17 protein-coding genes are annotated in these 24,276 nt (G+C 47.4%); 1 reads left to right on the top strand and 16 read right to left on the bottom strand.

Annotation, left to right across the window (positions count from 1 at the left end; genetic code table 11):
- Positions 1-34: 34 nt before the first annotated feature.
- From pnpS to ACDE64_RS07390, 9 genes are all read right to left on the bottom strand, one after another.
- Positions 35-1,852: a two-component system histidine kinase PnpS gene (gene pnpS, locus ACDE64_RS07430; RefSeq protein ID WP_411350248.1), complete on the bottom strand. Its 1,818-nt coding sequence runs from the start codon at positions 1,850-1,852 to the stop codon at positions 35-37.
- 9 nt (positions 1,853-1,861) lie between these two features.
- Complete coding sequence (locus ACDE64_RS07425; RefSeq protein ID WP_411349536.1) at positions 1,862-2,857, bottom strand: bile acid:sodium symporter family protein; 996 nt, start codon at positions 2,855-2,857, stop codon at positions 1,862-1,864.
- Between the two features lie 244 nt (positions 2,858-3,101).
- Positions 3,102-3,671, bottom strand: a complete 570-nt coding sequence (gene pilO / locus ACDE64_RS07420) for a type 4a pilus biogenesis protein PilO (protein ID WP_411345841.1) — start codon at positions 3,669-3,671, stop codon at positions 3,102-3,104.
- The gene (gene pilM, locus ACDE64_RS07415; RefSeq protein WP_411349535.1) at positions 3,655-5,349 is read right to left on the bottom strand and encodes a pilus assembly protein PilM; all 1,695 of its coding nucleotides are present in this window, start codon (positions 5,347-5,349) and stop codon (positions 3,655-3,657) included. Before pilM ends, pilO begins: the two co-directional genes overlap by 17 nt.
- Positions 5,350-5,365: 16 nt before the next feature.
- On the bottom strand, positions 5,366-6,121 hold the full coding sequence (locus ACDE64_RS07410) for a prepilin peptidase (protein ID WP_411349534.1): 756 nt from the start codon (positions 6,119-6,121) through the stop codon (positions 5,366-5,368).
- Positions 6,122-6,249: 128 nt separating this feature from the next.
- Positions 6,250-6,729 (bottom strand): type II secretion system protein, encoded by a 480-nt coding sequence (locus tag ACDE64_RS07405; RefSeq protein WP_411349533.1) that lies wholly within the window; start codon positions 6,727-6,729, stop codon positions 6,250-6,252.
- 59 nt (positions 6,730-6,788) lie between these two features.
- Positions 6,789-7,994 carry a type II secretion system F family protein gene (locus tag ACDE64_RS07400; RefSeq protein ID WP_411345837.1) on the bottom strand — a complete coding sequence of 402 codons (1,206 nt, stop codon included), beginning with the start codon at positions 7,992-7,994 and terminating at the stop codon, positions 6,789-6,791.
- The gene (locus tag ACDE64_RS07395; protein ID WP_411349532.1) at positions 7,994-9,043 is read right to left on the bottom strand and encodes a type IV pilus twitching motility protein PilT; all 1,050 of its coding nucleotides are present in this window, start codon (positions 9,041-9,043) and stop codon (positions 7,994-7,996) included. Before ACDE64_RS07395 ends, ACDE64_RS07400 begins: the two co-directional genes overlap by 1 nt.
- An 81-nt stretch (positions 9,044-9,124) precedes the next feature.
- Positions 9,125-10,789, bottom strand: coding sequence for a GspE/PulE family protein (locus ACDE64_RS07390; RefSeq protein ID WP_411349531.1), 1,665 nt, complete (start codon positions 10,787-10,789; stop codon positions 9,125-9,127).
- A gap of 247 nt (positions 10,790-11,036) precedes the next feature.
- Here ACDE64_RS07390 and ACDE64_RS07385 point away from each other — a divergent pair, with 247 nt between their 5' ends.
- Positions 11,037-15,677: a DUF5057 domain-containing protein gene (locus tag ACDE64_RS07385; RefSeq protein ID WP_411349530.1), complete on the top strand. Its 4,641-nt coding sequence runs from the start codon at positions 11,037-11,039 to the stop codon at positions 15,675-15,677.
- Positions 15,678-15,937: 260 nt separating this feature from the next.
- Here the strand turns inward: ACDE64_RS07385 and ACDE64_RS07380 are convergent, their stop codons facing one another.
- From ACDE64_RS07380 to icd, 7 genes are all read right to left on the bottom strand, one after another.
- Positions 15,938-17,776: a hypothetical protein gene (locus tag ACDE64_RS07380; RefSeq protein WP_411349529.1), complete on the bottom strand. Its 1,839-nt coding sequence runs from the start codon at positions 17,774-17,776 to the stop codon at positions 15,938-15,940.
- 33 nt (positions 17,777-17,809) lie between these two features.
- Positions 17,810-18,466: a prepilin-type N-terminal cleavage/methylation domain-containing protein gene (locus ACDE64_RS07375; protein WP_411345832.1), complete on the bottom strand. Its 657-nt coding sequence runs from the start codon at positions 18,464-18,466 to the stop codon at positions 17,810-17,812.
- A complete protein-coding gene (locus ACDE64_RS07370) occupies positions 18,450-19,034 on the bottom strand; it encodes a prepilin-type N-terminal cleavage/methylation domain-containing protein (protein ID WP_411349528.1) in 585 nt (194 codons plus the stop codon). Before ACDE64_RS07370 ends, ACDE64_RS07375 begins: the two co-directional genes overlap by 17 nt.
- A gap of 316 nt (positions 19,035-19,350) precedes the next feature.
- The gene (locus tag ACDE64_RS07365; RefSeq protein ID WP_411349527.1) at positions 19,351-20,211 is read right to left on the bottom strand and encodes an SDR family oxidoreductase; all 861 of its coding nucleotides are present in this window, start codon (positions 20,209-20,211) and stop codon (positions 19,351-19,353) included.
- Positions 20,212-20,918: 707 nt separating this feature from the next.
- Complete coding sequence (locus tag ACDE64_RS07360; RefSeq protein ID WP_411345829.1) at positions 20,919-21,344, bottom strand: hypothetical protein; 426 nt, start codon at positions 21,342-21,344, stop codon at positions 20,919-20,921.
- 360 nt (positions 21,345-21,704) lie between these two features.
- The gene (gene mdh, locus ACDE64_RS07355) at positions 21,705-22,649 is read right to left on the bottom strand and encodes a malate dehydrogenase (RefSeq protein WP_411349525.1); all 945 of its coding nucleotides are present in this window, start codon (positions 22,647-22,649) and stop codon (positions 21,705-21,707) included.
- 12 nt (positions 22,650-22,661) lie between these two features.
- A complete protein-coding gene (icd, locus tag ACDE64_RS07350; protein ID WP_411345827.1) occupies positions 22,662-23,957 on the bottom strand; it encodes an NADP-dependent isocitrate dehydrogenase in 1,296 nt (431 codons plus the stop codon).
- Positions 23,958-24,276 lie beyond the last annotated feature (319 nt).

Raw genomic sequence — 24,276 nt, 5'->3', positions numbered from 1 at the left:
TTTACAATTTCTAGAAAATATTGTCTGCACAAGATTACAAATCGTACTCATCGCCTTGCAGCAGCGGCAGGTTCACTGTAAAGGTAGAGCCAATATGAACCTCACTCTCCACCGTTACTAGCCCATGATGCAGTTCGACCAGATGCTTAACGATGGACAATCCTAGTCCTGTACCACCTGAACTGCGTGAGCGCGCCTTGTCCACTCGGTAAAAGCGTTCAAAAATACGCGGCAGATCTTTACGCGGAATGCCCATACCGGTGTCGGTCACATCGAATACGATACGTTCCTCACCACGCTCAGACATCGTTTCATGCACAGCCAGCTTGACCATGCCACCATCCTGCGTATAGTTGATCGCATTGGAGATCAGATTCACAAAAATCTGCCGCAGCCGATCTTCATCCGCCTCCATAAACAATTCCTCTGGTACATTCATCTCCATCGTAATCTTCTTCTTCGCTGCCGATGAATTGAGCATCTCACGAATTGTCTCGAAAAACGATTGCAGATGAATCGGCGAAAATTCCAGCGGCGAGCGCTTGGATTCGATTTTGGACAATTCGAGAATGTCACCGATCAATCGATTCAGCCGCTCACTCTCATCATAAATGATTTGTAAAAACGACCGCGCCGTCTGCTCGTCATTGACACCGCCGCTGAGCAGTGTCTCGGCAAAGCCTTTGACCGCAGCAATCGGCGTTTTCAATTCATGCGATACGTTCGCGACGAATTCGCTGCGCATCCGCTCCAGACGACGGATATTGGATACATCCTGAATGAGAAACAGCATCCCGCGATACGCATCGTCGTCCTCGAACATCGGCACCCCGTCAATCTCGATCAAACGCGGCTCTGGATTGTACAATGTTTGCTCATCATGAATGCGCTCCTTGCGCCGCAATCCTTCCCCAAGCAGACGACTCAGTTCATAATGCTGCTTCAGCTCATGATACGGTCTGCCGATCATACGGCGGGAGTTGATACTTAGCATTTCCTCGGCAAAACGGTTCACCAATGCGATTTTGCCGCCATCATCGACCATGACCATACCACCGGTCATGTTAGCGAGTACGCTTTGCAGCAGGTCTTCATTATCGCGAATGACTTTGAGCTGCATCTCCAGACTGTCTGCCATATTATCGATTGCCTTGCCAAGTTCGCCAATCTCATCTTGACGTTCCAACTTGACGCGCGCTCCATAATCCAATCGCGAAATTCGGTTTGCGACCCGAGTAATATGCTCCAGCGGACGCGTCAGACTGGCAGCGACATAATAACTGACCAATGCCGCTACAATAAACAGCACGAGCAAGCTAATGCCCATAATCGTCCATGCACTACGCACGCCATCTTCCACCGCCGTCAAGCTCATCGACAGGCGAATATACCCGTTAAATGTATCGCCTTTGTTCACCGGTGCAGCGACGTATAGCATATTTTCCTTGAGTGTGCTGCTGTACCGTATAGCGCTACCAACGCCATTTTGCTTGGCTGCCACAATCTCCTCACGCGTACTGTGATTGTTCATGCCGCGCGGATCCGTTTCCGAATCGCCGATCACGGTACCGTCCAGCTCGATAAAAGTCACTCTGGAATCGGTCAGCTTGCCAATCTGTTGTGCTTGCTGGGTGTAATAATCCAGTATGCTGTTGGCGGGTTGTCCTTCCGTGCCGACCGCTTGAAAGTCAAAGGTCGTTTCCAGCAGCCGAATTTCGCGTAGCATATTGTCTTCCAATGTTTGCTCATGCGAGCTTTTGTAAATATGCGCCATCGTAAAAGCAGCTGCCAAACCGAGAACGGCGAGCAGCAGCATAATGATCAGCGTGAGGCGGATACGGAACGGTTTCATGCGGAACATTCAATCTCCTTTGATATAATTGGCTTCCTTGAGCCGCTGTTTGCTGCGATAAGCGGCGACACGCACAAAGATCGAATATTGCAGCGTTGCCATCGGCTGTTGCAGCATAATGCCAAGCACTACCGGTACAGCCGCTTGCGGGGTAAAATAGCTCATCGCAATGACCATGCCGACCGAAATATTGCGCATCCCCGACGCATAAGCAAGCGTTGCGGGCAATTCAAGACCTTTTGCGCGAAGTATACCAGAACAGACGTAACCGAGTCCATAGCAAAGCGCCACGATGATCAAGACCGACGGAACAACAACTAGCAGATTGCCTTTCAGTTCATGCAGTTGCGGCGCAATCGCTGCTGCATTGAGCAGAACGACGCCGATAAAGCACAGCTTGGACAATGGCAAGGTAACCGGCGCCGACCACGGCTTGAATCTGCCACCGGATACTTCATATACGATCATGCCAAGCATTGTTGGCATTACGATAATCAACATCAGATCGCGAATCATACCGAGCGTATCAAAGTGCACACCTGTACCGAAAAACAATTCAATCAAACCCGGTACGACAAATGGGCTAATTGCCGAATCGACAATGACCATCGCAAGCGCAAGCGCTACATTACCAGACGACATGCTAACCCACAATACGGACGATACGCCAAGCGGAATAGCAGTAAACAGCACCAGCCCGATCGTATACGGCGAATCTGGTCCAAACATCAGCTGTCCCAATTCGTAAGCGAACAGCGGTGCAACCAGATGCGTCACTAGCAACGTAACAATGACAGGTAGCGGTCTGCGCAGGACTCCCTGCACATGCCGCCGACCACAGCCGATGCCCATCACAAAGGTCACATAGGCAAACAAATACGGAATCCAGCCTGCATAATCAATCAACTGATCCGACAGCAAAAAGCCGATCAACAGCGTGCCGGGGATGATGGCAAACATATATTTTTCGAATATTCGGGTAAAGTTGTCTGTCCATTCTCTCATCTAGTTTCATCTCCACATCTACGTTTCACAAGGTTTCTAAAGCAACTCAGGACGATTCATATCTATAACGGTTGTGTTGACAACTATTATCATAACATACCTGTTCACCTGAAAATGTGCGGAAATAAGCGATAGGCAAGAAAAGTTTAACGTGTGCATTTTAATGAAAACTGCAAATCATGAAAATAGCCCACCGGAGTTAATTCCGATGGGCTAGTTGATTGGATATAGAATAAGCTGCTTTTTATTGCGTGTAGTAAGCGGTGAGGACGACTTTAGCTGTAATGAATGGAGTCGCTTTGGATGCCTGATACGGTTCGTCAAAGCTGAACGAATCGACGGTGATAAGGCGCGGAAGTTTCTGTACTTCACGTAGCCAGTTTTTGATTTCGGTATAGCCGCCTTCAACTTGGGCGCTCATTTGCAGTTGTCCGCCCGGGATTTGTAGAGATTGCGCATCGGGAGATGTGGCAGTGGTATCGGTAGCTGCATTTTTGGTTGCAAAGGCAATGTCAGTCAGGCGAGCATTACTTTTTTGTCCAACTTGTTGCAGAGATAGCAGCAATTGTTCGCTCTGATCAGCAGATGGAACGGCTTGTGTGACCGTTTCCTCACTTGCGGCATTACTTTTCAATTCGATGACCTTTTGCTGCAACAAAGTATTCTCTTCCTGCATCTGCGCAATATTCTGGTCATACTCGGCAGATCGTTCGCTTAGCGGTCGAACACCGAGCATATAGACAGCCAGCAGGATCAGAAACAGTAGAGACAGACCGAGCAGCATAGCAGGACGTGATTTAGTTAGCTGTTCCATTGGTGCCCTCCGTTTCGGTCGTGGTTGTGGTTGTCGTTCCCTGCTGGGATGTTGGTGTAGTGGTTGATGTTGTGGATGTATTTGGCGCCGATGATGTATCCGATGTTGACGATGTACCGGATGTTGTCGTACCCGTTTGCCCTGCTACGGTGCCGCTCTGCGCGGTAGCAGGATTTTGCAAATGGATCGTATACACGACAGAATACAGTTGCAGTGGCACGACACTAGTAGAAGTAGCGCCTGCGGTATTGTCGCGGGATGCGGTATTAATATCCACCCCATTGGCAAAACCCATACCGCGCAATTTGATTAAATACGCCGATGCGTCTGCTAGCGTACGTACATTGACCGTCAACTGGATATCGCTACTGCGGTCAAAGGCAATATTGCGCATCGCGCCACCAGCAGGCAATGCACTGCGAAGTTGACCAAGTACGTTAACGACATCCATTTTATACTGGATGACAGCATTCATGATCGCCTGCGCACTAGTGCCACTGCTTGCGCCATTGCCGTTTAGCTTGTTCAGTTCGAGTTGTGCGGTCGTGTTGTCGTCGGTTAATTGCTGAATTTGCTGCTCCTGCGCATCAATACGCGCATGATAGTCAAAATAACCGAACAACGTCAAACCCATCAGCAGCACCCAGACCGCCGCCGCACCAACGAGTACATAGGAGCTCTGCTGCTTGCGACGTTCGGTACGTGGCAACAAATTAATCGTTTGCTGCCCTTCATCGCTCAGCGCCGCACCAACCGCCATCCGATAATCATTTAATTCGGCATCGCTACGAAATGCACCGTTGCCAGATTGAAAGTTTACATTGGATAATGTCAGATCGGTGAGTGCATCGGTCAAACCCATTTCTAACAATGTACGCTCACGGTCAGAACCGGTAACGACGATATTCTCGATCCGTACCGAACCGTCATGCAGACTGTACTGATAAAAGTTCAGCATCCGCAAAATCTCGGATGTAATATCGCCTAGACTTTCCTCGGTTAACTGACGATTTTCCTCTTCGCTGTAATATTCATTTTCCGGCAATGCGAGTGTAATCGTCCGCATAAATACAGGATAGCCCGAGCGGAACATATACATATCGAGTACGCGACCGTTAATTTGTAGCAGCATCGTTTCGGTAAATTGCAGATCCTGTTCCATCATCACAGCGCGCGACAATGAGGTCGTAGCAATCTCTACAGAGGCAATGCGCATACCGGCATTTTCGAACAATTGCACATAGTCCTTGACCATCTGACTAGGCGCGGCAAATACGAGCAAATGGGCTTCGTCTGCATCCGTACTCGTTACGATATAATCGTATACCGGATCTTCAAACGGCAAGTGCATCCCCGTTTCCACTTCCAGCTGTACCAGTTGCGCCGCCTGTTTCACCGAAGAAACCGGGATGCTCATCGTGCGCACGAGAATACGGGATGGCGGAATGGACAGGGAAACGGATTTATTTTTCAGCCCTTCCTTGGTCACCCACCCTTGTAGCAACTGTCCTAGTGTGTCTGCATCTTCGATCTGATTTTCGACGATGACACCGGCAGGCAATGGCAAAAAGCGCTTCTGCTCCAGCTCCCATTGCTTTTTCTTTTTTAGGGAAACATAGCGAATACCGGTTTGCTCAATCGAGAGACCTGCATGTGTCGATGATTTGAATTGAAGCATATGCGATGCTTTCCTCCTATGCGAACAGCGAGAGATACCCGCTGATAATGGATGGTCCGTATACGTAAGCGATCAGTGTACCGGCTGCGAGAAATGGACCAAATGGAATGGGTTGCTGCTTGCCATGTTTGCCGATCGCGCGCAGAAGAAGTCCGACGATCAAGCCGAGCAGACAACCTGCAAATAAGGCGACAAGCATACTCGACAAACCCAGCACCCAGCCATACAATGCGAATAATTTGATATCGCCCATGCCCATGCCGCCGCGGCTGGCAAGTGCAGCGATCAATAAGATCAATCCGCCGCCAATCCCGCCTGCGAGATGACTCCATAACGATGTGAACGGGAACAGCAATACCAGTACTACCACAACCGGCAAAAAGAATAGCAAAATCCGGTTCGGAATCTTCATAACATGTATATCGGCTATTGTGATGATTACCGATAGACTGATCAGCACCAGCCCGATCACCATTTGCATGCTCCAGCCATATGCCAGATACATCCATAGAAACAGCAGCCCGGTCAGTGCTTCACCTGCCGGATACAGCATCGATACGGGTACTTGACAGTTGCGGCAGCGTCCCCGACTCCAGATGTAACTGAATACTGGTACCATATCAGCACCTGTCAGCCGTGTGCCGCAGTGCGGACAGCGCGAAGGCGGATGAATGACCGACTCGCCTGCCGGAACACGCAGAGCGACTACGTTATAAAAAGACCCCAGTACCATACCGAGTATGAGCATATAGATTCCGATCAGTATTGTCATTGCGGTTCACGTTCACTTTCCTGTTGCAGAATTTAAACAGGAACCGGAGTTGTGTTCCGGTTCCTGTAGGTAATGCTGATAACTTGTTTTAAAATGATTCGTACTCTATTTAATAATACATAGGTTTATTAAGATGTAGTCTTAGCATCTTTATTTACACTGAGTACTTGTGCTGCAGTATACAAACCACTTGCAGAACCCCGTGCATCAGTATTGAGAGTGACGGAATCTAATTGACCTGAAGTAGCAAAAGTAACTTTTCCTGTACTTACTATAGCAACTTTAGTACTTGGTAAAGTAAGACCTTTATCAAGATACCCTTTATCCATCAAAGTTTGAACTGTTACACTTCCAGCATTTGCAAAATCACCATTTTGCTCACCAATTACATACATACGAGCAGCATTGTATATTTGGGAAGCAGTATTCAGATCAGCATTTGTCCGTGAATTATTGATAATATTACCGATCAATGGAACTGCAATTACTGCGATAATACCGAGGATAACGATAACCGCCAAGAGCTCGATCAGTGTGAAGCCTTTCTCGTCTTTACCCAGTGCTTTGAATCCTTTTTTACCAAATGCTTTCAAGTTTGTAGTTAACATTGTTTTTCCCCCAATGGATGAATTTAAGTGGTAGTACATATATATAATCGGTTGAACGATTATAGCGAGTTATAGAGGCTGAACATCGGCAGCATAATAGCTGCAACGATAACGCCTACGACGGCTGCCAGAAAGACGATTAATAGCGGTTCAATCAGTGATTTGAGACGGTCAACGGTATTTTCCACGTCCATCTCGTAAAAGTCAGCGACTTTGGCAAGCATCTGATCCAGTGCACCGGTTTCTTCGCCAATCGCGATCATCTGTGTGACCATCGGCGGGAAGACCCATGCTTTTTTGAGCGGATCGGACAATGGTTGTCCTTTGCGCAGCGATTCGCTAGCTTCATTCAGATATCGCTCAATGACACGATTGCCTGCCACCTCTGTCACGATAGAGAGCGACTGCAATACCGGTACGGAGCTGGCATACAGCGACGAGAACGTGCGGGCAAACTGGGCGATCGAGCCTTTCTGATTCAGCATGCCGAACACCGGCATTTTCAGCTTGGCATAATCGATCCAGTAAGCGCCTTTTTCTGAACGCTTCATCATGACAAATCCGATAATAAGCAGCAGCAGAACGAGCGCCCAGATGTACCATTGATGCTGGATACTTTTACTGAGTGCTAGGACGACGATAGTGATCGTCGGCAGCTTGGCATTCATCGAAGCGAACATATCGACAAACTGCGGTACAATCGCCCACAGCAGATAGATCGTGACCGCTACCGCCAGAATGCCTACGGTGACTGGATAAGCAAGAGCAGATTTGATCTTTTCCTTGGTGACATGCCGCTTTTCAAAATAAACGGCAAGTCGTTCCAGCGTATTCTCCAGATCACCAGATTCTTCGCCTGCGCGAATCATGCTAATAAACAATCGTGGGAAAATCTTTTGCTGATCCTGAACTGCCTGTGATAGCGACACCCCGCGCATCAGACGGGAGTGCACATCTTGCAATGCTTTGCGCAAAATCTTGCTCTCCGTCTGCTCCGCCAGAATACGGGTTGCATCCAGAATCGTTACGCCTGCTTTGATCAAAGTAGCAAACTGGCGACAATAGACGATAAAATCAATTGTTTTGACCGGATTACCAATATAAATATCCTTCGTCAGCAGCGTAATACGCTTTTCTTCTAGTGAAAATACAGTCAATCCGCGGCGACGTAGTTCTTCTAGTGCCGCTGTTTTGTCGGACGCACTCAGCGTACCTTTTAATTCCTTACCATTAACGGTGCGAACCTGATATTGAAATTGCTTCATCAGACACTCACCTCCGGCAAGTACAGACGACCGATTGCAGGATCAATCTTGCCATACTGCATCAGATCGCGAATGCTCATCTCTAGCGTGTGCATGCCCTGCTGTTTGCCGGTTTGCATCATACTACGAATCTGGTGCGTCTTCTCGGTACGAATCAGGTTGGCGATTGCCGGTGTGTTGATCAGAATCTCAGTCGCACATGCGCGCCCCATTCCATCTAGCGTTGGCAATAGCCGCTGCGAGACAATCGCAGTTAAGACTGCTGCCAATTGAATCCGAATCTGTCCCTGCTGATGGGCAGGAAACACATCAATGATCCGATCCACTGTCTGCGGCGCATCACTCGTATGCAGCGTAGCTAGCACCAAGTGACCAGTTTCGGCGGCAGTAACAGCGGCGGAGATCGTCTCCAAATCGCGCATCTCACCGACGAGCAGCACATCTGGGTCCTGACGAAGCGCCGAGCGAATTCCGCTTGCAAAGGTCGCCGTATCACTACCTACTTCCCGCTGATTGATCAGCGAACGCTTGTGGCTGTGCACATACTCAATCGGATCTTCCAGCGTTACGATATGCCTGGCTTGACGATTGTTGATGTAACCGATCATCGCCGCCAGTGTAGACGATTTACCGCTACCAGTCGGTCCGGTCACGAGGATCAATCCTTGATGACGCTCAGTCAGACCTTTTAACAGCGGCGGCAATCCCAACTGCTCCAGCGTTGGAATCTCATTCGTAATGCGGCGGGCGGCGACGCTAACCGCTCCCTTTTGCCGGAAAATATTAATCCGATAGCGTGCGCTATTCTCTACTGCGTACGAGAAGTCAATATCGCCCTTTTGTTGAAAATGGGCATATCGCTCATCGCCAAGCAGTTGCAGCGCCATCTGTCCAATCTGCTCGCTCGTTAGCGGTTCATTGGAGCGGGCATCCAGCTTTCCATTCACACGCATAATCGGTGGAGAACCGGCGGACAAATGCAGATCGGAAGCGCCCAATCGAACCATATCGGTCAGCATCTGTCGGATATCCGGGTGTATATCATTCATTACTTCATTCCCCCTGTCTCTTGCCGGCTGCTGTCACGATATTGCCTATGACATCAGCCACGATAGGACGGTTATTTACATTTAGTAGGATACCGTTTCACGCATCACTTCTTGCAAGGTTGTTACGCCTTCGCCTACTTTGCGCAAGCCATCTTCCATCAGCGTGATCATCTGCTGTTCCCGAGCGGCATTACGAATCGTTTCCAGTGATGCTCCCTGAGAAATGATCTCGCGCAATTGCTGATCGATCTTCAACACTTCATGAATCGCCACCCGTCCACGATAGCCGGTATGGTTACAGTTACCGCAGCCTTTGCCGCGCTGTAAGCGATCAATCGGAATCCCGCGACTTTGCAGCAATACTGCTTCTTGTTCTGTTGGCTCATAATGCTGACGACAATCCGGGCATACTCGGCGTACAAGACGCTGAGACACGATTCCAAGTAGGGATGAAGCGATCAGATACGATTCCACGCCCATATCTTGCAAACGCATGACGGTACTAACAGCATCATTCGTATGCAGGGTAGACAACACCAAGTGACCGGTTAATGATGCACGAATCGCGATTTCGGCTGTTTCGTTATCCCGGATTTCCCCCACCATGATGATGTTCGGATCTTGACGCAGAATCGAACGCAAACCGGATGCAAAGCTCAGTCCAATCCCCGGATTCACCTGTACCTGGTTGACTCCCTCCAACTGGTACTCCACCGGGTCTTCAACGGTAATGATGTTGGACGTTTCTACATTCAGCACATTTAGCGCCGAATACAGCGTAGTCGTCTTCCCGCTACCAGTCGGGCCAGTAATGAGCAGGATGCCATACGGCTGCTCAATCATTTCACGAAAAGCCGCTGCATTATGGGAATTGAAACCAAGCTGATCAATCGGCTTCACACCTGTACTCAGATCCAGCAAACGCATAACGATCTTCTCACCGTGCATGGTTGGCAAGGACGAGACGCGGATATCGATCATTTTCAGATCGACTTGTAATTTGATCCGTCCATCCTGTGGCAACCGGCGTTCCGCGATATTCAGCTTTGCCATAATTTTTAAACGGGCGGTAATGAAGCCTTGCATCTGCTTGGGCAGATGACGTTCGGTGCGCATCTGTCCGTCGATCCGGTAGCGAATTACGACATCATTCTCATTCGGATCGATATGAATATCGGAAGCACGCAGATGCGCCGCCTGCTGGATCATCTGATTAACGAGCCTTACAACTGGCGAGGATTCGTCGGTAATCTCTGTTTCCTCGATCTCCTCGGTTGTTGGCAATTCCCCCATCATCTGACTCATCGAATCGCGCAGACCATAGTAATGGGCAATCGCGCGCTGCAACTCATCCCGGCTGGAAATCGCCGGTTCAATACGGAATCCTGTACTCATACGCAAATCTTCGATTGCAAAATAGTCCAGCGGATCCGCCATCGCCACGAATAGCTTGCTGCCTTCTTTCATAAACGGCAACACCTGATAGCGCTTCGCCATACTTTCTGGAATAATCTGCGTGACCGCAGAATCAATCTGATATTTGAACAGATTGACGTGCGGAATCCCCAACTGAAACTCCAATACCTCGATCAGTTGCTGCTCGGTAATATACCCTTGCGCCAGCAATACATCGCCCAATTTACGTTTGGAGCTTCGCTGTTCTTCCAGTGCTTGATTCAATTGCTCCTGAGAGATCAGACCGTTCTCGTATAATAAGTCTCCCAGCTTTTTTTTCATAATCTTCATGTCGTTATTCATCTCCAGCATAAAATGGAAGAATTCGGATATTATAGTACCATTATCGGCAGAATCGGATTGAAATGTATAGTAGATGGAAATGTTGAATCTGATTCATTTTTTTGCCGAAATTAGGTTATTTGTCATTCATAAATCGGCGGTGTAAGCCGATATATAATTAAGTACGTACTCTATGTATCGGAATCTGAGATATCAAAGATTACAGCTGAATTAAAATTGCTGGAGGCGCCCGCCAATGAAGCTTAAAAAAGTAAAAATCATCCTGCTTGCCGCGCTACTATGCTTGGTCAGCATTCCGCTATTCCATATGATGGCAGGAGCATCTACCCCGTATTCGATCAAAATTTTGGAGATCAACGATAACGGGGATTTTGCGCTGAGCACTCAGCTGCAAGGGACATCCAATGTGACTGTGACCACGATGCGGATGAAGCAATTTGTTGCTCTACGCGAGGATTTGAGCGGCAAGTATGATGCGATCTATATTGGTAAAGGAACGTATAGTACCGCCGGTGTGAACGGACAAGATCATAACACCGCTGGCATTATGAACGATATTACGCATCTGAAAGCAGACGATATCGTCAACAACTATATTGGCAAAGGATTGCCGGTTATTTTGCATGAGTCTATTCTTAGCCAGACTGCAAATACGACCAAAGTGGCAGCCGACCAGCGCATTCTATACAGCACATTTGCCAAATACAGCACGACTGCTGGTAAAGTGAGCAATGTAACGTTTGTAAACGATACGACGTTGCCTTCGGTCGTGACACAGATCAAGAGCACTAGCTCTAGTCTGTACAAGCTGATGACCCAGCGACCACAGATGACCATTAGCAGCTTGCCGATTGACTATAGTACGAACAAAGCAAACATTTACAAATTGGGCGATCAATTGAAATTCGCCTTCACTACTGATAACATTTCCAATTACAGTTCCGGCAATGTACACGCCAATCTGTATCTGAGTGTAGATAAAGTGTTCCAGACCAATAGCGACAATCTTGTCGCCAGTACGATCTTGAGCGATTCGTCCGGTACGCTTAGCTATGCGCTGCCGAAGGCATATTCCGGTCTGCTGTACTGGAAACTAGAAATCGTCAATACCCAGTCCGGTAGCGCCCTGTCCACGTACAGCACTGGCGTTATTCGTTATCAAGATGAAAAAACAGTCGTTCGTGTACTTCAGGTTATGCCATCAGACAATACAAACAGCAGTCTATTGAAATCGAGCAATATGGTACAGACGTATCTGGCTGGCACCGACTATCAGCTGAATATTACGACAGTACAGATGCCGGAGTTCAATACGACTACCTCCAAAAATCTGAACGGTAGCTATGACATGTTAATCTTCGGCTTCCGCGATGAATACAATCTATACGCAACCTTGACTGACGATTCGACCAAAGCAATCAAAAACTTTATTGCTTCTGGTCAAGCGGTTATGTTTACGCATGATACGATCTATGAATCAACTGCTCAAAGTGCCAAAACAAAACCATGGATCGATGCATTTCAACAATTGTCTGGTCAGATCGCTCCCAAAACGAATATTGGTCTGAATGCAGTAAATGCCTCAACCACAACACAGGTTGTCAATACTGGTCTACTGACAACCTATCCGTTCGACCTGACTGTCAAACCGTCTTCTGGTAACGTTGGTCAGATCAATACGACGCATGACCAGTATTTTACGCTCAATCTAGAAGATCCCGATATTGTCTCCTGGTACAATATCACCGGCAGCAACCGAGATGTACAAGATAGCTGGAACCATTACTATACGTACTCCAACGGAAATGTCACCTATTCCGGTACCGGTCATACGAATAGCCAGTTCCCGGAATGGGAGCAAAAGCTGTTCGTCAATACGATGTACCGAGCGTTTATCGGCTCCAACCATGCGCCAGATATTAGTGTAGTAGCGCCGCTGGACGGCAGCAGCAAGCCATCCTATCTTCGTGATCTTGTACTGAGTTACACGCCGAACGACTGGGATCTAAAAGACCGTACACTGTATACGAGCGTCAAATTCAAATCCAACGGTGCATATCTAACGGATCTGGAGATTCCCGAAAAAACGGTCGTTACCGGTCAGACTATCAGCCAGACATTCACCAATCCATTGCCTCAAGGCGGCGCACTGCAAATCGAAATTACAGTACGTGATAAACAAGGTGCGATTACAACCAAAACGGTCAACCTGACCATCGATCCAGCCAAAGCAAATCTGTTGACCGAACGCAAAATCGTTTCCGGTGTTGATACTACAACCAATACTGCTGAAAATGAAAAACCGGTTACTTTGCAATACTCAGTCACTCCGCAAACTATTGCTTATAGCTCTGTGAGCAGCGAAGAGCAAGGCTTCGCTCATATGGCAGTTTCGGGTATCCAGTATACCGAAACTTTGCCTGCAAATCTGGAAGTCGATACAAACTCGTTACCTACTGGTATGGTTAAATCTGGAACCATTGCTACTGGGTATACATTGACGATGCCATATAGCGATATCGCCTATAGTTTGACTACAAAAAATGGTATACAAGCATATACCCCAGACAAAGTTGATCCGATTAAATTTCAACTAACCGTTACACCGAAGACAAAAGGAGCCTACAGCTTACTGAATGCCAAACTGCAATACTACGATATTCACGGCACCAATGTTCTCGGTGCAGCGGGCGATTATAATTTCTTCATTAAAGGCAATATCAATATGAACTCTTCCGGCTTCTCCAGCGAAGGTAAAATGGCTGGCGGCGGTAATGTAACCTTGAGCGGCGGCTTCAATGTTGGTAGCAAGTTAACCAATACAACAAGCAACACGCCAGTCTTGATCGCCGGCGGTAACCTGAGTGTAGAGGGCGGTTCCGTGCAAAACGGTATTGCCGTATACGGCGGTACGATTACAGCTCCTCAATACAAAGGCTACACCGCTACACAAGCGAAGCCGATTAACTTTGATACGGCATTTACCAAATTGAATACCGTATCCACTCAATTGGCAGCTTTGACTGCAAACGGAACGACTAAGTTGGAATCAAAGGGAGGCGTTACGTTGACCGGTACGGATGCATCATTGAATGTATTTAATGTATCCAGCCTTGCCATCAGCAATACCAGTTCCTTGAATATTCAAGTTCCCAAAACATCTACCGTTATTGTGAATGTAAGCGGAACTACCGTCTCTATGAGTGGTGGATTGAGTATCAAAGATACAGATGGCAATGATCTTAATCCAGGTCAGGTACTGTTTAATTTTAAACAAGCAACTACGCTAAGCATGAGTGGGATCGGTATCAAAGGTTCCATTCTGGCACCGCAAGCGGCGGTTAGCTTTGGCGGAAGTATTGAAGGTACACTCATTGCCGCATCCATGAACGGTTCCGGAAGCGGAGCTAAACTGCCATTGTTCAGCGGTAATGTAACGCTGCCGGATTCCAATACCGGAACCAAAACAACGATTGTATTCCCGGATATCGTATTCCAGTCCATCGTGAAAGTGTCTTCGCTCACACTGCCGAATGACACAATGCTTGTCGGTGATCAGAAGACACTCATTCCAGTCGTTTTGCCTACAGATGCTAATAATAAAGTATTAAAATGGACTTCGGACAATCCAGCGGTTCTAACGGTAAGTGCAAGCGGCGAAACAGCGACAGCGACCGCCGTCAGTGCAGGAACCGCCCGTGTGACTGTTACAGCAACCGATGGCAGCAATGCTACCTATACGGCGACTATTACAGTCATTCAACCTGGATTGCTTATAAACGGACCGGTCTCGCTGAATATGAATGAACAAAGCACCTACACTGCCGTTCTAACTCCGGCAAACAATACCGCTACTGTCAAATGGTCATTCAAAGATGCTAGCGAAAACAAAGCAACCCTTACTGCGGATACTGCCAATCCTTGGAATGTCATCGTCCGTGGCAGTTCACCAGGCACGGTAACGCTTGTTGCGACCGTGACTACGCTGAATGGACGCACGTATACCGCAGAGCACCCGATTGAGATTGTTAATCCGCTGATATTGACGATTAGCGGTCCAAAGACAGCTCAGGTAGGCAATGGTTCAATCAAACTAGACGTAACCGCCAATCCAGCGAATCTGGCACCAAGTGAATACCGCTGGTCGATCACGTCGAGTACACCAACGGGAGCAGCCACCTTGTCTACAGGTACAGGCAGCAGTATCCAGCTGACGCCAAACAAGCCTGGCACGGTAGTAGTGACCGTACAAGGTGGAGGCAAAACAGCCACGTATACGGTATTGATCACAGATAAACTGAGTCTGGACGGCGCTTCGAGTATCCCGATGGGGCAAGTTCTGACATTGTCCGCTTCCATGGCTTCCAGTAATGTCGCCAAAGTTACTTGGACCGTTGAGAATCAGGGAACAGGCTCACTGAAACTGCTCTCCGATACCAGCTCACCGCAACTTGTGCTAGGCGCGCTTGTACCTGGATCGGCAATCATTACGGTTACCGACGGTACGAACACGTTAAAGAAAACGATCACGATTGATCCGATCAGTCTGAACTTCCTGACCAGTGGACAAACGGCTCGTAACAATCTGAAGGTCGGTAATCTAACCGCCTACAATCTCAAACAAGATCTGGTCTTCAGTCAAGATCCCGATGCACAGCTGGCTGCGGATATTTGGAAGAATGTCGTCTTTAGCACCAGCAACAAAGATCTCGTTACGCTCAATACGAGTACAGGTCAATTGACACCACGTAAAAAAGGAACAGCTACCATTACAGCAACCTATACCAATTATCCAAGCATCAGCGCATCCACGACCGTCACTATTTCGGATACGAGCGAAAGCAGCGGTCCAAGTCAGGATGGCAATCGCTACTAATCTAGTACTAAAACTAAGCCATTCCTACTGCTGTCAACAGATATGCAGCCATAACAAAAAGCCCGGAACGTTGAGAATAACAGCGTTCTGGGCTTTTTCAATTATGACATGGATAGCATGTTAGGCTTGTTGCTTGTAGGATCGTTTGAAACGATGGGAAGTTGTAACGCTAAGCAGATTATTTCTTCTGCTCTATCAAACCTTTACTTTACAACCATGATCATTTGCATATGATAAAAAGATTCACATCGTATTCATCGTCAAGAGGCACTCTGCGGTAACAATTGAAGCTTACCGACATTAACGGTGATCTGATTGACACGCGGTAATCCCAATCCTTGATGCGCGTATACTTTGTCGCTGTACGTCACCTTAAACCGACTGTCGCTACGGTTAAACGGAGCGGAAAAGGCAATCGTCGATTCGCCTGCATTGGCTGCTCCATTAACCGCATTAACGGTCAGGTCACCTTTGGAGAAGAAGCCGCCATTTAGTGCGAATTTGGAACCGACACCGTATAGCGTCGCCTGTGCATCGGTATAAAAGAAGCCGGTCAATTGTGCAGGTTGTGCATTATTGAAGGAATCAAACCGATTCAGCAAAATCGAACCTTTGGACATAATCACTACTTCTTTATCATTCAACCCGGTAATGACCGCATCCTCCAGCACGGTTGAATACGAACCGGATACTGCTGATTTCATCACATACATGGACGAGTCCATCGTAACTTTACCTTTGATCGTGACCGTTCCGGTACTGATGATATTGGCTTGGATTTTGATCGGGGTATTGCCAGTATTGATAATATTCAGGTTCCCGTTCACGATAAACCATTTGTTAAATGTAGATACGCCGTCCGTGCCTGTAACGGTACTGCTTTTTTCTGGATAAACCAGTGCATTCAGCGTCTGTCCATCCAGTGTCAGATCGCCATCGAAAATAGTCGATTTGGTCAGCTGCGGCAAATTGGTTTGCACTTTGGTCTGCTTGTCCGCCTCCGCTTTCTGCGCCGCAGCAATCTGCTCATCTGTCGGATTGGCAGGCAGTGTAACTGGTTTGAGATCCAGGCGATCAAAGGTCGTGCTGCTGCTGTACGCCGAATCGCTCAGAATGGATGTGATCAGCGTAGCTGCGTTTTTGGTGCCGGTGGAATCGGTGGTTGTCTGCGCATATTTCGTTTTCAGCGTATCGCGCGCAATGCCGGTTGCCTGTGCCAGCTTATCGACAAACGTATCGTCGAGATTCACTTGAACGAATTTTTGCTTGTTTTTAATCATTACATTTTCGACTGGAATATTCAGAGCAGTTTGTAATGCGCTCTCCGTATTTTGCGGTTGCTGGCTGATCGGTTCGCCGGATTTGACAATGGAACCGAATGACTGCACATACGCATTGCCATTTAAAAGTGGATACGTCGTCGACGCCGTAAGCTGCTTGCCTTTGTATTCGTAATTAGCGATATTATCTGTCGTCAGCAGTCCGCCGGCGTAGATATTGCCGACGATATCAGGCGCACCATTCAGGATCAGATTATTTTCCGAACCGAATGCATAGCTCAGAAATTCCGGATAGCTGTCGATCGTTACCTTTTGCTGAAGTTTACGTGAGATTTTGTTCACTGTCGCTTCTGAAGTCAAGGTGAAGACGAAGCGAGTTGTCGTCTCTTGTTTCATAGCGGCACTGATTAATCGGGAAAAGTTCTGTCCGTTCTTCGCTACTGGCACCGACGCATTAGCAACTACCAGATTCTGCAAACTGGTGTTGACGGTTGCGACTTTTTGCGCGAGCGCGACCGGATCGATATCTCCACTCAAGTTCAGCTGTGAACCAATGAGCGCGACCGCTTCATCCAGTGATTTCTGAGCCAGATGCAAACTTTGCACATCGCTTTCGCGTACTTCGGTCATAAAAGCATCCGTCAGCGTGGCACGCATGACCACCAAACCAAGCACAGTCATAATCAGTAGTACAAACATGACCATCACTAGCGCTGATCCACGTTCACTGCGCCAGTTATTCCGTATGCGGCTACCGATACGAATATGCTGGTCAGCAGATGCCGATGGATGTTGTTTTGTTGTCTTTCTCCCCATCATGGAAGCCAACCTCTCCTGTATGCTATACACTCGTTAGAAACCAAAGCTGCTTTGCAGCGAAATGCCGTTACTCTGCCCTTGATTGTCACTGGACAGTTTGAGCAATACATTAATAATACCAGTCGTATAAAAGGTACTGCCGTCTGGCGATTGAATTGCAATCGTAGAGCTATTGTTCAACAGAATGCGACCTTGCAGCGAGACTGCTTTTGCCAAATCATCAATGCCATCGCGATTCGCATCATGCAGCAGCGCTCCTTGTGTACTCGTTGCGGGCAGATCCAGATTGGTCGATAACAGTGCCTTGTTCACCGCTGCAACCTGCTGTACATTCCCGATATACAGCACACCGCCGTACACATAAATATCCGACATCTCCATATCGCCCGACTGCGCTGTCGATGCCTGACTTGTACGTTCCAATCGAATGCCGACCGGGTTACCGCCACTCGTAATCTGACGCACCCGCTCCGGGGCAAAGCTGTATAACTGCGTAATGATCGATGTCGTCAAAATATCGCCATTCGAACGCAGCAAATTATCGGTATTGATCTGATAATAACTACGAAATCCAAACAGCGCGACTCCATAGATCACCCCTGCCATGATGCCGGTAATGATCAGCGCAGCCAGCACCTCTACTAGCGAAAATCCATCCTGACTGCGCAGACGGTCAACGAATTGTCTCATTGGTGATATATCCCTCCACATTCGTTCCGGTGACATTCGTCCGTCCCGTCGGCTGCGCACTAACTTGAATTGGGAGCAAATAACTCGTATTGTTACGAATATCTGTAGCTGTAGTCGACGTACTAGTAGTCGTTGTTGATGTTGGCTGGTAACGGATCGTCACCGTATACTGAACACCATTAATATTCGGATTCAGTACTCGTGCCAGCACCTCTGGACTGGAATTGGTCACAAGAAAGCTATACTGACTGCACGCGCTGCTGCTCGTACAAGAGGTTCCTGTGATGGCACCTTTGCTATCGGTAATAAAATATTTTTTCCATGCAGCAAAATCCTGCTTCTCCGCATACACTAGCGCATTACGCGCCAGATTCACCATAACCGTCTTGTTCTCATTCGTTTTGGTATACGATAGGGAGCTGCTAAAATACGTCAAACCCATCATGATGATGACGGACAAAATCACAATCGCCGCCATTACTTCAATTAACGAGAAACCGTCTTCTTTGCGAAGTTGCAGCATGATCTGTTGTCGCTGTTGTATAATTCTTTTTCTCAATAATGTCATTCGTTCTCATCCTTATCGGAAAATAGATCTCTTTATCTTTTTCGACCGATACGGAACATATGTTTAGAGCAGATTCGCGGGAACGCTCGTATATCCATTTTCTCATTATGATCCTATTCGTAATTGGACAATATGCAGCCTACATCTATCCTATGTATCGTTTGAAGAAGGTGGATTGTCGATCCATACACAAAGCAAAAAGCCCACGTAGCACGCGGGCTTGACTTCATAGTTGCACATGTAACATTTCAGCATATAGACGTGTAAATGTATAGACATATAGCATAACGATCAAATGTTGACTAGTTTATAACGATTAGCCGTTGACGACTTCGCCGCCATTAACGTGAATGACCTGACCACTCACATACGACGAATCTGTGCTAGCGAGATACACATACGCTGGAGCCAGTTCTTCCGGTTGTCCCGGGCGTTTCATCGGCTGGGATTGACCGAATTTTGCTACCTCTTCCTCGTCAAACGAAGCTGGAATGAGCGGCGTCCAAATTGGACCCGGTGCCACGCCATTGACGCGAATCCCTTTTTCCGCCAGATTCATTGAAAGGGCGCGGGTAAAGGATAGAATTGCTCCTTTTGTAGATGAGTAGTCGATCAGCGTTGGCTGTCCACGATAAGCGGTAACAGAGGTCGAGTTGATGATCGACGCGCCTTGTTTTAAATAAGGCATTGCCGCTTTCGTAATAAAGAACATTCCAAAAATATTCGTGCGGAACGTACGCTCCAGCTGTTCGGCAGAGATATCTTCAATCGACTTCTGGACATGCTGCTCGGCAGCGTTGTTAACTAGAATATCGAGCTTACCAAGCTCTTGTACTGCCTGATCGACCGCTTGTTTGGCAAAAGCTTCGTCGCCGATATCACCAGCAATCGCGATACATTTGCGACCTTCTTTTTCCACATGCGTTTTCGTTTCTTCTGCGTCCTGATGCTCATCTTTGTACAGGATTGCTACATCGGCACCTTCTTTGGCAAAATACACAGCTACAGCGCGACCGATCCCGCTATCGCCGCCTGTAATAATAGCGACTTTACCAGTTAATTTGCCAGCAGCTTTATACTCGGGCGCCTCAAATTGCGGACGCGGTGTCATCTCCTGTTCGATTCCCGGATGTTGATCCTGATGTTGCGGTGGTAATTGTTCTGGACGTGTAGACATAATAAAACTCCCCTCTCATCGTTTAGAATGATCCAGCTCTATTCTGACAATAGCGTATGTATGCTATTGAACTTCTCATATAACGGTACGGCGCTTTTAACAGTGCAGTATTTTAACAGTGCGATATTTTTAACAGTACGGTGCTTTATTACCACTACCAATTCATGTTCAAACAAATAACCGTTCATTTCTCCCTATATATTTCATTTATGTAAAATAAATTACTAATGAAGCACAACAAATGAAGGACAACGAAAAATAAAGAACATCGGCGACAATGAAATAGACTGGAAGCATATCAATACAAAGAAAAACAACAAAAAACCGCTACTTAGTATGAAACTGCACCTCTTAAAATGGACATTAGATACCACCTCGGGTAAACCAATGTGCATTTAGAGGTACAGTGCAGTTCAGTAGCAGTTTCTGCTGTTCGTTATTTGTTTTGCGTTTTGCGTTTTGCGTTTTGCGTTTTTTGCTTTTTATTCTTTGTTCTTTGTTCTTTGTTCTTTGTTCTTTATTTTGCGTTCGTCATACAGTTTTCTGTTCTTCGTGCATGATACGTTTTTCGTTACATTTTGTCTTTACGTCTTTTATTGTACCTTTTCGTTACAGCATTTTGCTGCGCCTTTGTTGTTATGTCTTTGTTGTTGCGCTTTTGTTGTTACGACTTTTCTGTTGTATCCGTTGATTAGATCAGATGTTGATCAAATCAGATGACGGTATACCATGAAAAAGCTCATCAGCAGCAAGCATACAGCCAATCCAACACTAAGCGAGCGGATTTTGCCCGTATAGACAGCGATGTCTTTACTTTGCTGAATATCCGCTAACGCCAGACGCAGCGGTTTGCCCATGATACCGCCCAGTGCAGCAATTGCCAGCAATAGCACTACAACAATTGTCATCCACGCGATTGAATAATCGCCCTTCGTCATCAGATAGCCACCAGTTAGCAGTTGCACAATCAGACCAAACTGAGCAATGCGATTCAGCACACGAATGATATGGATCGCACCGGACTGCGATGACCCATCCCAACTTGCTAATTTACTAGCAATAAACGGTAACAACAAATAAAACCCTGTCGATAATGCACCTAAAATGTGCAAAAATACGAGAAAATCAATCACTGATTCCTCTCCCCCATCTGCATAGAATAAAATGAGCCTTCCCACTCAAATCAATTCTGCCGCAAGCCGATCATTCAAACCGTATGTAATTCGACTATCCGACTTCTTTATCTGAGAGATAAAGCTACATTCCTATTTTACCCAATCCAATGTGGAAAATATAGTATTACTATCAAAAATGCATATTCACGTTCCGTGCTTGGACAATTGTTGTACACAACAAAACAACCTTTCCTGTAGTACCCACAACAATGGATATACAGAAAAGGTCGTAATGTTCGTGCTTATGCAGATTGCTTCACCTGCCATCAGAGTATTCGCAATCTTGCACAATTTGCATGCAGGAGCGAATACTCCACGTCAGGCTGTCACAATTTGAATCACATCGCGTACGGAATCGGCAGATCGATCCAACTGGGATTGTTCATCCTTGGTCAGTTCCAGCTCGAAAATGCGTTCAATGCCGTTCCCGCCAAGTATCGCTGGAACACCAAGAAACAGATTATCGTAGCCGTACTCGCCTTCCAAATACGCAATCACAGGCAGGATACGCTTCTTATCCTTCAGCACCGCTTCGGTCATCTGCGTTAGCGCTGCTGCCGGAGCATAGTAAGCGCTACCGTTTCCAAGCAGATTGACGATCTCGCCGCCACCTACACGGGTGCGCTGCACAATCTCGTCCAATCGTTCCTTTGAAATTAAAGTATCAATCGGAATGCCGCCTACACTGGAATAACGAACGAGGGGAACCATATCGTCCCCATGTCCGCCCAGCACGAATCCTCGTACATCCTCAACCGAGACATTCAATTCCTCAGCGATAAATGTGCAGTACCGCGCTGTATCAAGTACGCCGGATTGTCCAATGACGCGATGTTTCGGAAAACCAAGTGCCTGGTAAGCAACGTAGGTCATAGCATCTACCGGATTACTCAAAATAATAACGGTCGACTCCGGGGAATGCTGCTTGATCTGCTCACATACGGAACGCACAATACCGGCGTTGGTATTGACCAGATCATCACGGCTCATGCCCGGTTTGCGGGCAATGCCTGCCGTTAGAATCACCACATCGGAGTTTGCCGTTTCTTCATAATTGGCAGTGCCTGTAATCCTGCTGTCGAAGCCCTGCACCGGACTCGCTTCCAGCATATCAAGCGCTTTGCCTTTGGTTGGGTTTTCGAGTTGCGGAATATCAATCAGCACCACGTCGCCAAGCTCTTTCTGGGCAATCATCAAAGCAGTGGTTGCGCCGGTAAACCCGGCGCCCACAATCGTGATTTTTTTGCGCTTAATCGCTGTCATCGAGTCATCCTCCTACATGTTTTCGATTACTTTATCAGCAAACTCGGAGCATTTTACTTCTGTCGCTTGATCCATCAGACGTGCGAAGTCGTAAGTAACCGTTTTGTTGTTGATCGAAGTTTCCAGACCTTTGTAGATCAGGTCAGCAGCTTCCTGCCAGCCCAGGTGTTCCAGCAGCATAACGCCGGACAGGATAACGGAACCTGGATTTACTACGTCTTTGTCTGCATACTTCGGTGCAGTACCGTGAGTCGCTTCGAAGATCGCGTGACCTGTTACATAGTTGATATTTGCGCCCGGTGCGATACCGATACCGCCAACTTGTGCAGCCAGTGCATCGGACAGATAGTCACCGTTCAGGTTCAGGGTTGCGATTACATCGAATTCAGCTGGACGAGTCAGAACTTGTTGCAGCGCGATGTCAGCAATCGCATCCTTAACGATGATTTTGCCTGCATCTTCCGCTTCTTTTTGAGCAGCGTTAGCAGCATCTGTACCTTGGTCTTCTTTGATTTTATCGTATTGTGCCCATGTGAATACTTTATCGCCAAATTCAGCTTCAGCGACTTCGTAGCCCCAGTTTTTGAAGGCACCTTCTGTAAATTTCATGATGTTGCCTTTGTGTACCAGCGTTACGCTCTTACGCTCGTGGTCAATCGCGTATTGTACAGCCGCGCGAACGAGACGTTTGGAACCTTCTTCGGATACCGGTTTGATACCGATACCGGACGTTTCTGGGAAGCGAATTTTGTTCACGCCCATTTCGTTTTTCAGGAATTCCAGCACTTTTTTCACTTCTTCGGTGCCTTCTTGGTACTCGATACCTGCGTAGATATCTTCTGTATTTTCACGGAAAATAACCATGTCCACCAGCTCAGGACGTTTTACCGGGGAAGGTACGCCGTCGAAGTAGCGTACTGGACGCAAGCATACGTACAGATCCAGTTCTTGACGCAGCGCTACGTTCAGGGAACGGATACCGCCGCCGATTGGTGTAGTCAGTGGTCCTTTGATCGCTACGATATATTCGCGGATTGCTTCCAGCGTATCAGCAGGCAGCCATTCGCCGTATGTATTAAACGCTTTCTCACCGGCGAATACTTCGTACCATGCAATCTTTTTGGAACCGTCGTAAGCTTTCTCTACTGCTGCATCCAGTACGCGTACAGAAGCTTTCCAGATATCGCGACCTGTACCGTCACCCTCGATGAAAGGGATAATCGGGTTGTTTGGCACCTGTAGATTTCCATCTTGAATGGTGATTTGCTCACCAGCAGTTGGCAGTTCGTACTTCTCAAAGTTCGGCATAATATAAGTTCCTCCTCGGTTGTATTTGGTGACTCGTCATATTTCCGGATTGTGCCCTATGGCAGTATCGCCGGTGAATTGACTCATTTTCCGTCTATATTCAGGCGCATGTTGGCAGCAGCGCACTCCACAGGGGCTGTCGGCGGGTGCCTGACAACCTCCCGTTTGACTGCGATGTCATCATCAAGATGGCGAGATCCGCTCTGCGCGTTCCTTGATATGATCTCATCGTATCGTGTAAACCCTGCCTGTTCTTGCCCGCAATATGCCATGATGGCATATGCTGTGAAGGACATCACTGACATGCGCTCCAAACAAC

The sequence above is a fragment of the Paenibacillus sp. WLX2291 genome, from assembly GCF_046603665.1.
GTDB lineage: Bacteria > Bacillota > Bacilli > Paenibacillales > Paenibacillaceae > Saccharibacillus.
Note: the sequence above shows the minus strand (reverse complement) of the source record. Positions and strands in the feature narration are given on the sequence as shown.

Coding starts and splice junctions, on each gene's coding strand:
- pnpS (WP_411350248.1), bottom strand. CDS start 1,852: ATGAAACCGTTCCGTATCCGCCTCACGCTGATCATTATGCTGCTGCTC.
- ACDE64_RS07425 (WP_411349536.1), bottom strand. CDS start 2,857: ATGAGAGAATGGACAGACAACTTTACCCGAATATTCGAAAAATATATG.
- pilO (WP_411345841.1), bottom strand. CDS start 3,671: ATGGAACAGCTAACTAAATCACGTCCTGCTATGCTGCTCGGTCTGTCT.
- pilM (WP_411349535.1), bottom strand. CDS start 5,349: ATGCTTCAATTCAAATCATCGACACATGCAGGTCTCTCGATTGAGCAA.
- ACDE64_RS07410 (WP_411349534.1), bottom strand. CDS start 6,121: ATGACAATACTGATCGGAATCTATATGCTCATACTCGGTATGGTACTG.
- ACDE64_RS07405 (WP_411349533.1), bottom strand. CDS start 6,729: ATGTTAACTACAAACTTGAAAGCATTTGGTAAAAAAGGATTCAAAGCA.
- ACDE64_RS07400 (WP_411345837.1), bottom strand. CDS start 7,994: ATGAAGCAATTTCAATATCAGGTTCGCACCGTTAATGGTAAGGAATTA.
- ACDE64_RS07395 (WP_411349532.1), bottom strand. CDS start 9,043: ATGAATGATATACACCCGGATATCCGACAGATGCTGACCGATATGGTT.
- ACDE64_RS07390 (WP_411349531.1), bottom strand. CDS start 10,789: ATGAAGATTATGAAAAAAAAGCTGGGAGACTTATTATACGAGAACGGT.
- ACDE64_RS07385 (WP_411349530.1), top strand. CDS start 11,037: ATGAAGCTTAAAAAAGTAAAAATCATCCTGCTTGCCGCGCTACTATGC.
- ACDE64_RS07380 (WP_411349529.1), bottom strand. CDS start 17,776: ATGATGGGGAGAAAGACAACAAAACAACATCCATCGGCATCTGCTGAC.
- ACDE64_RS07375 (WP_411345832.1), bottom strand. CDS start 18,466: ATGAGACAATTCGTTGACCGTCTGCGCAGTCAGGATGGATTTTCGCTA.
- ACDE64_RS07370 (WP_411349528.1), bottom strand. CDS start 19,034: ATGACATTATTGAGAAAAAGAATTATACAACAGCGACAACAGATCATG.
- ACDE64_RS07365 (WP_411349527.1), bottom strand. CDS start 20,211: ATGTCTACACGTCCAGAACAATTACCACCGCAACATCAGGATCAACAT.
- mdh (WP_411349525.1), bottom strand. CDS start 22,649: ATGACAGCGATTAAGCGCAAAAAAATCACGATTGTGGGCGCCGGGTTT.
- icd (WP_411345827.1), bottom strand. CDS start 23,957: ATGCCGAACTTTGAGAAGTACGAACTGCCAACTGCTGGTGAGCAAATC.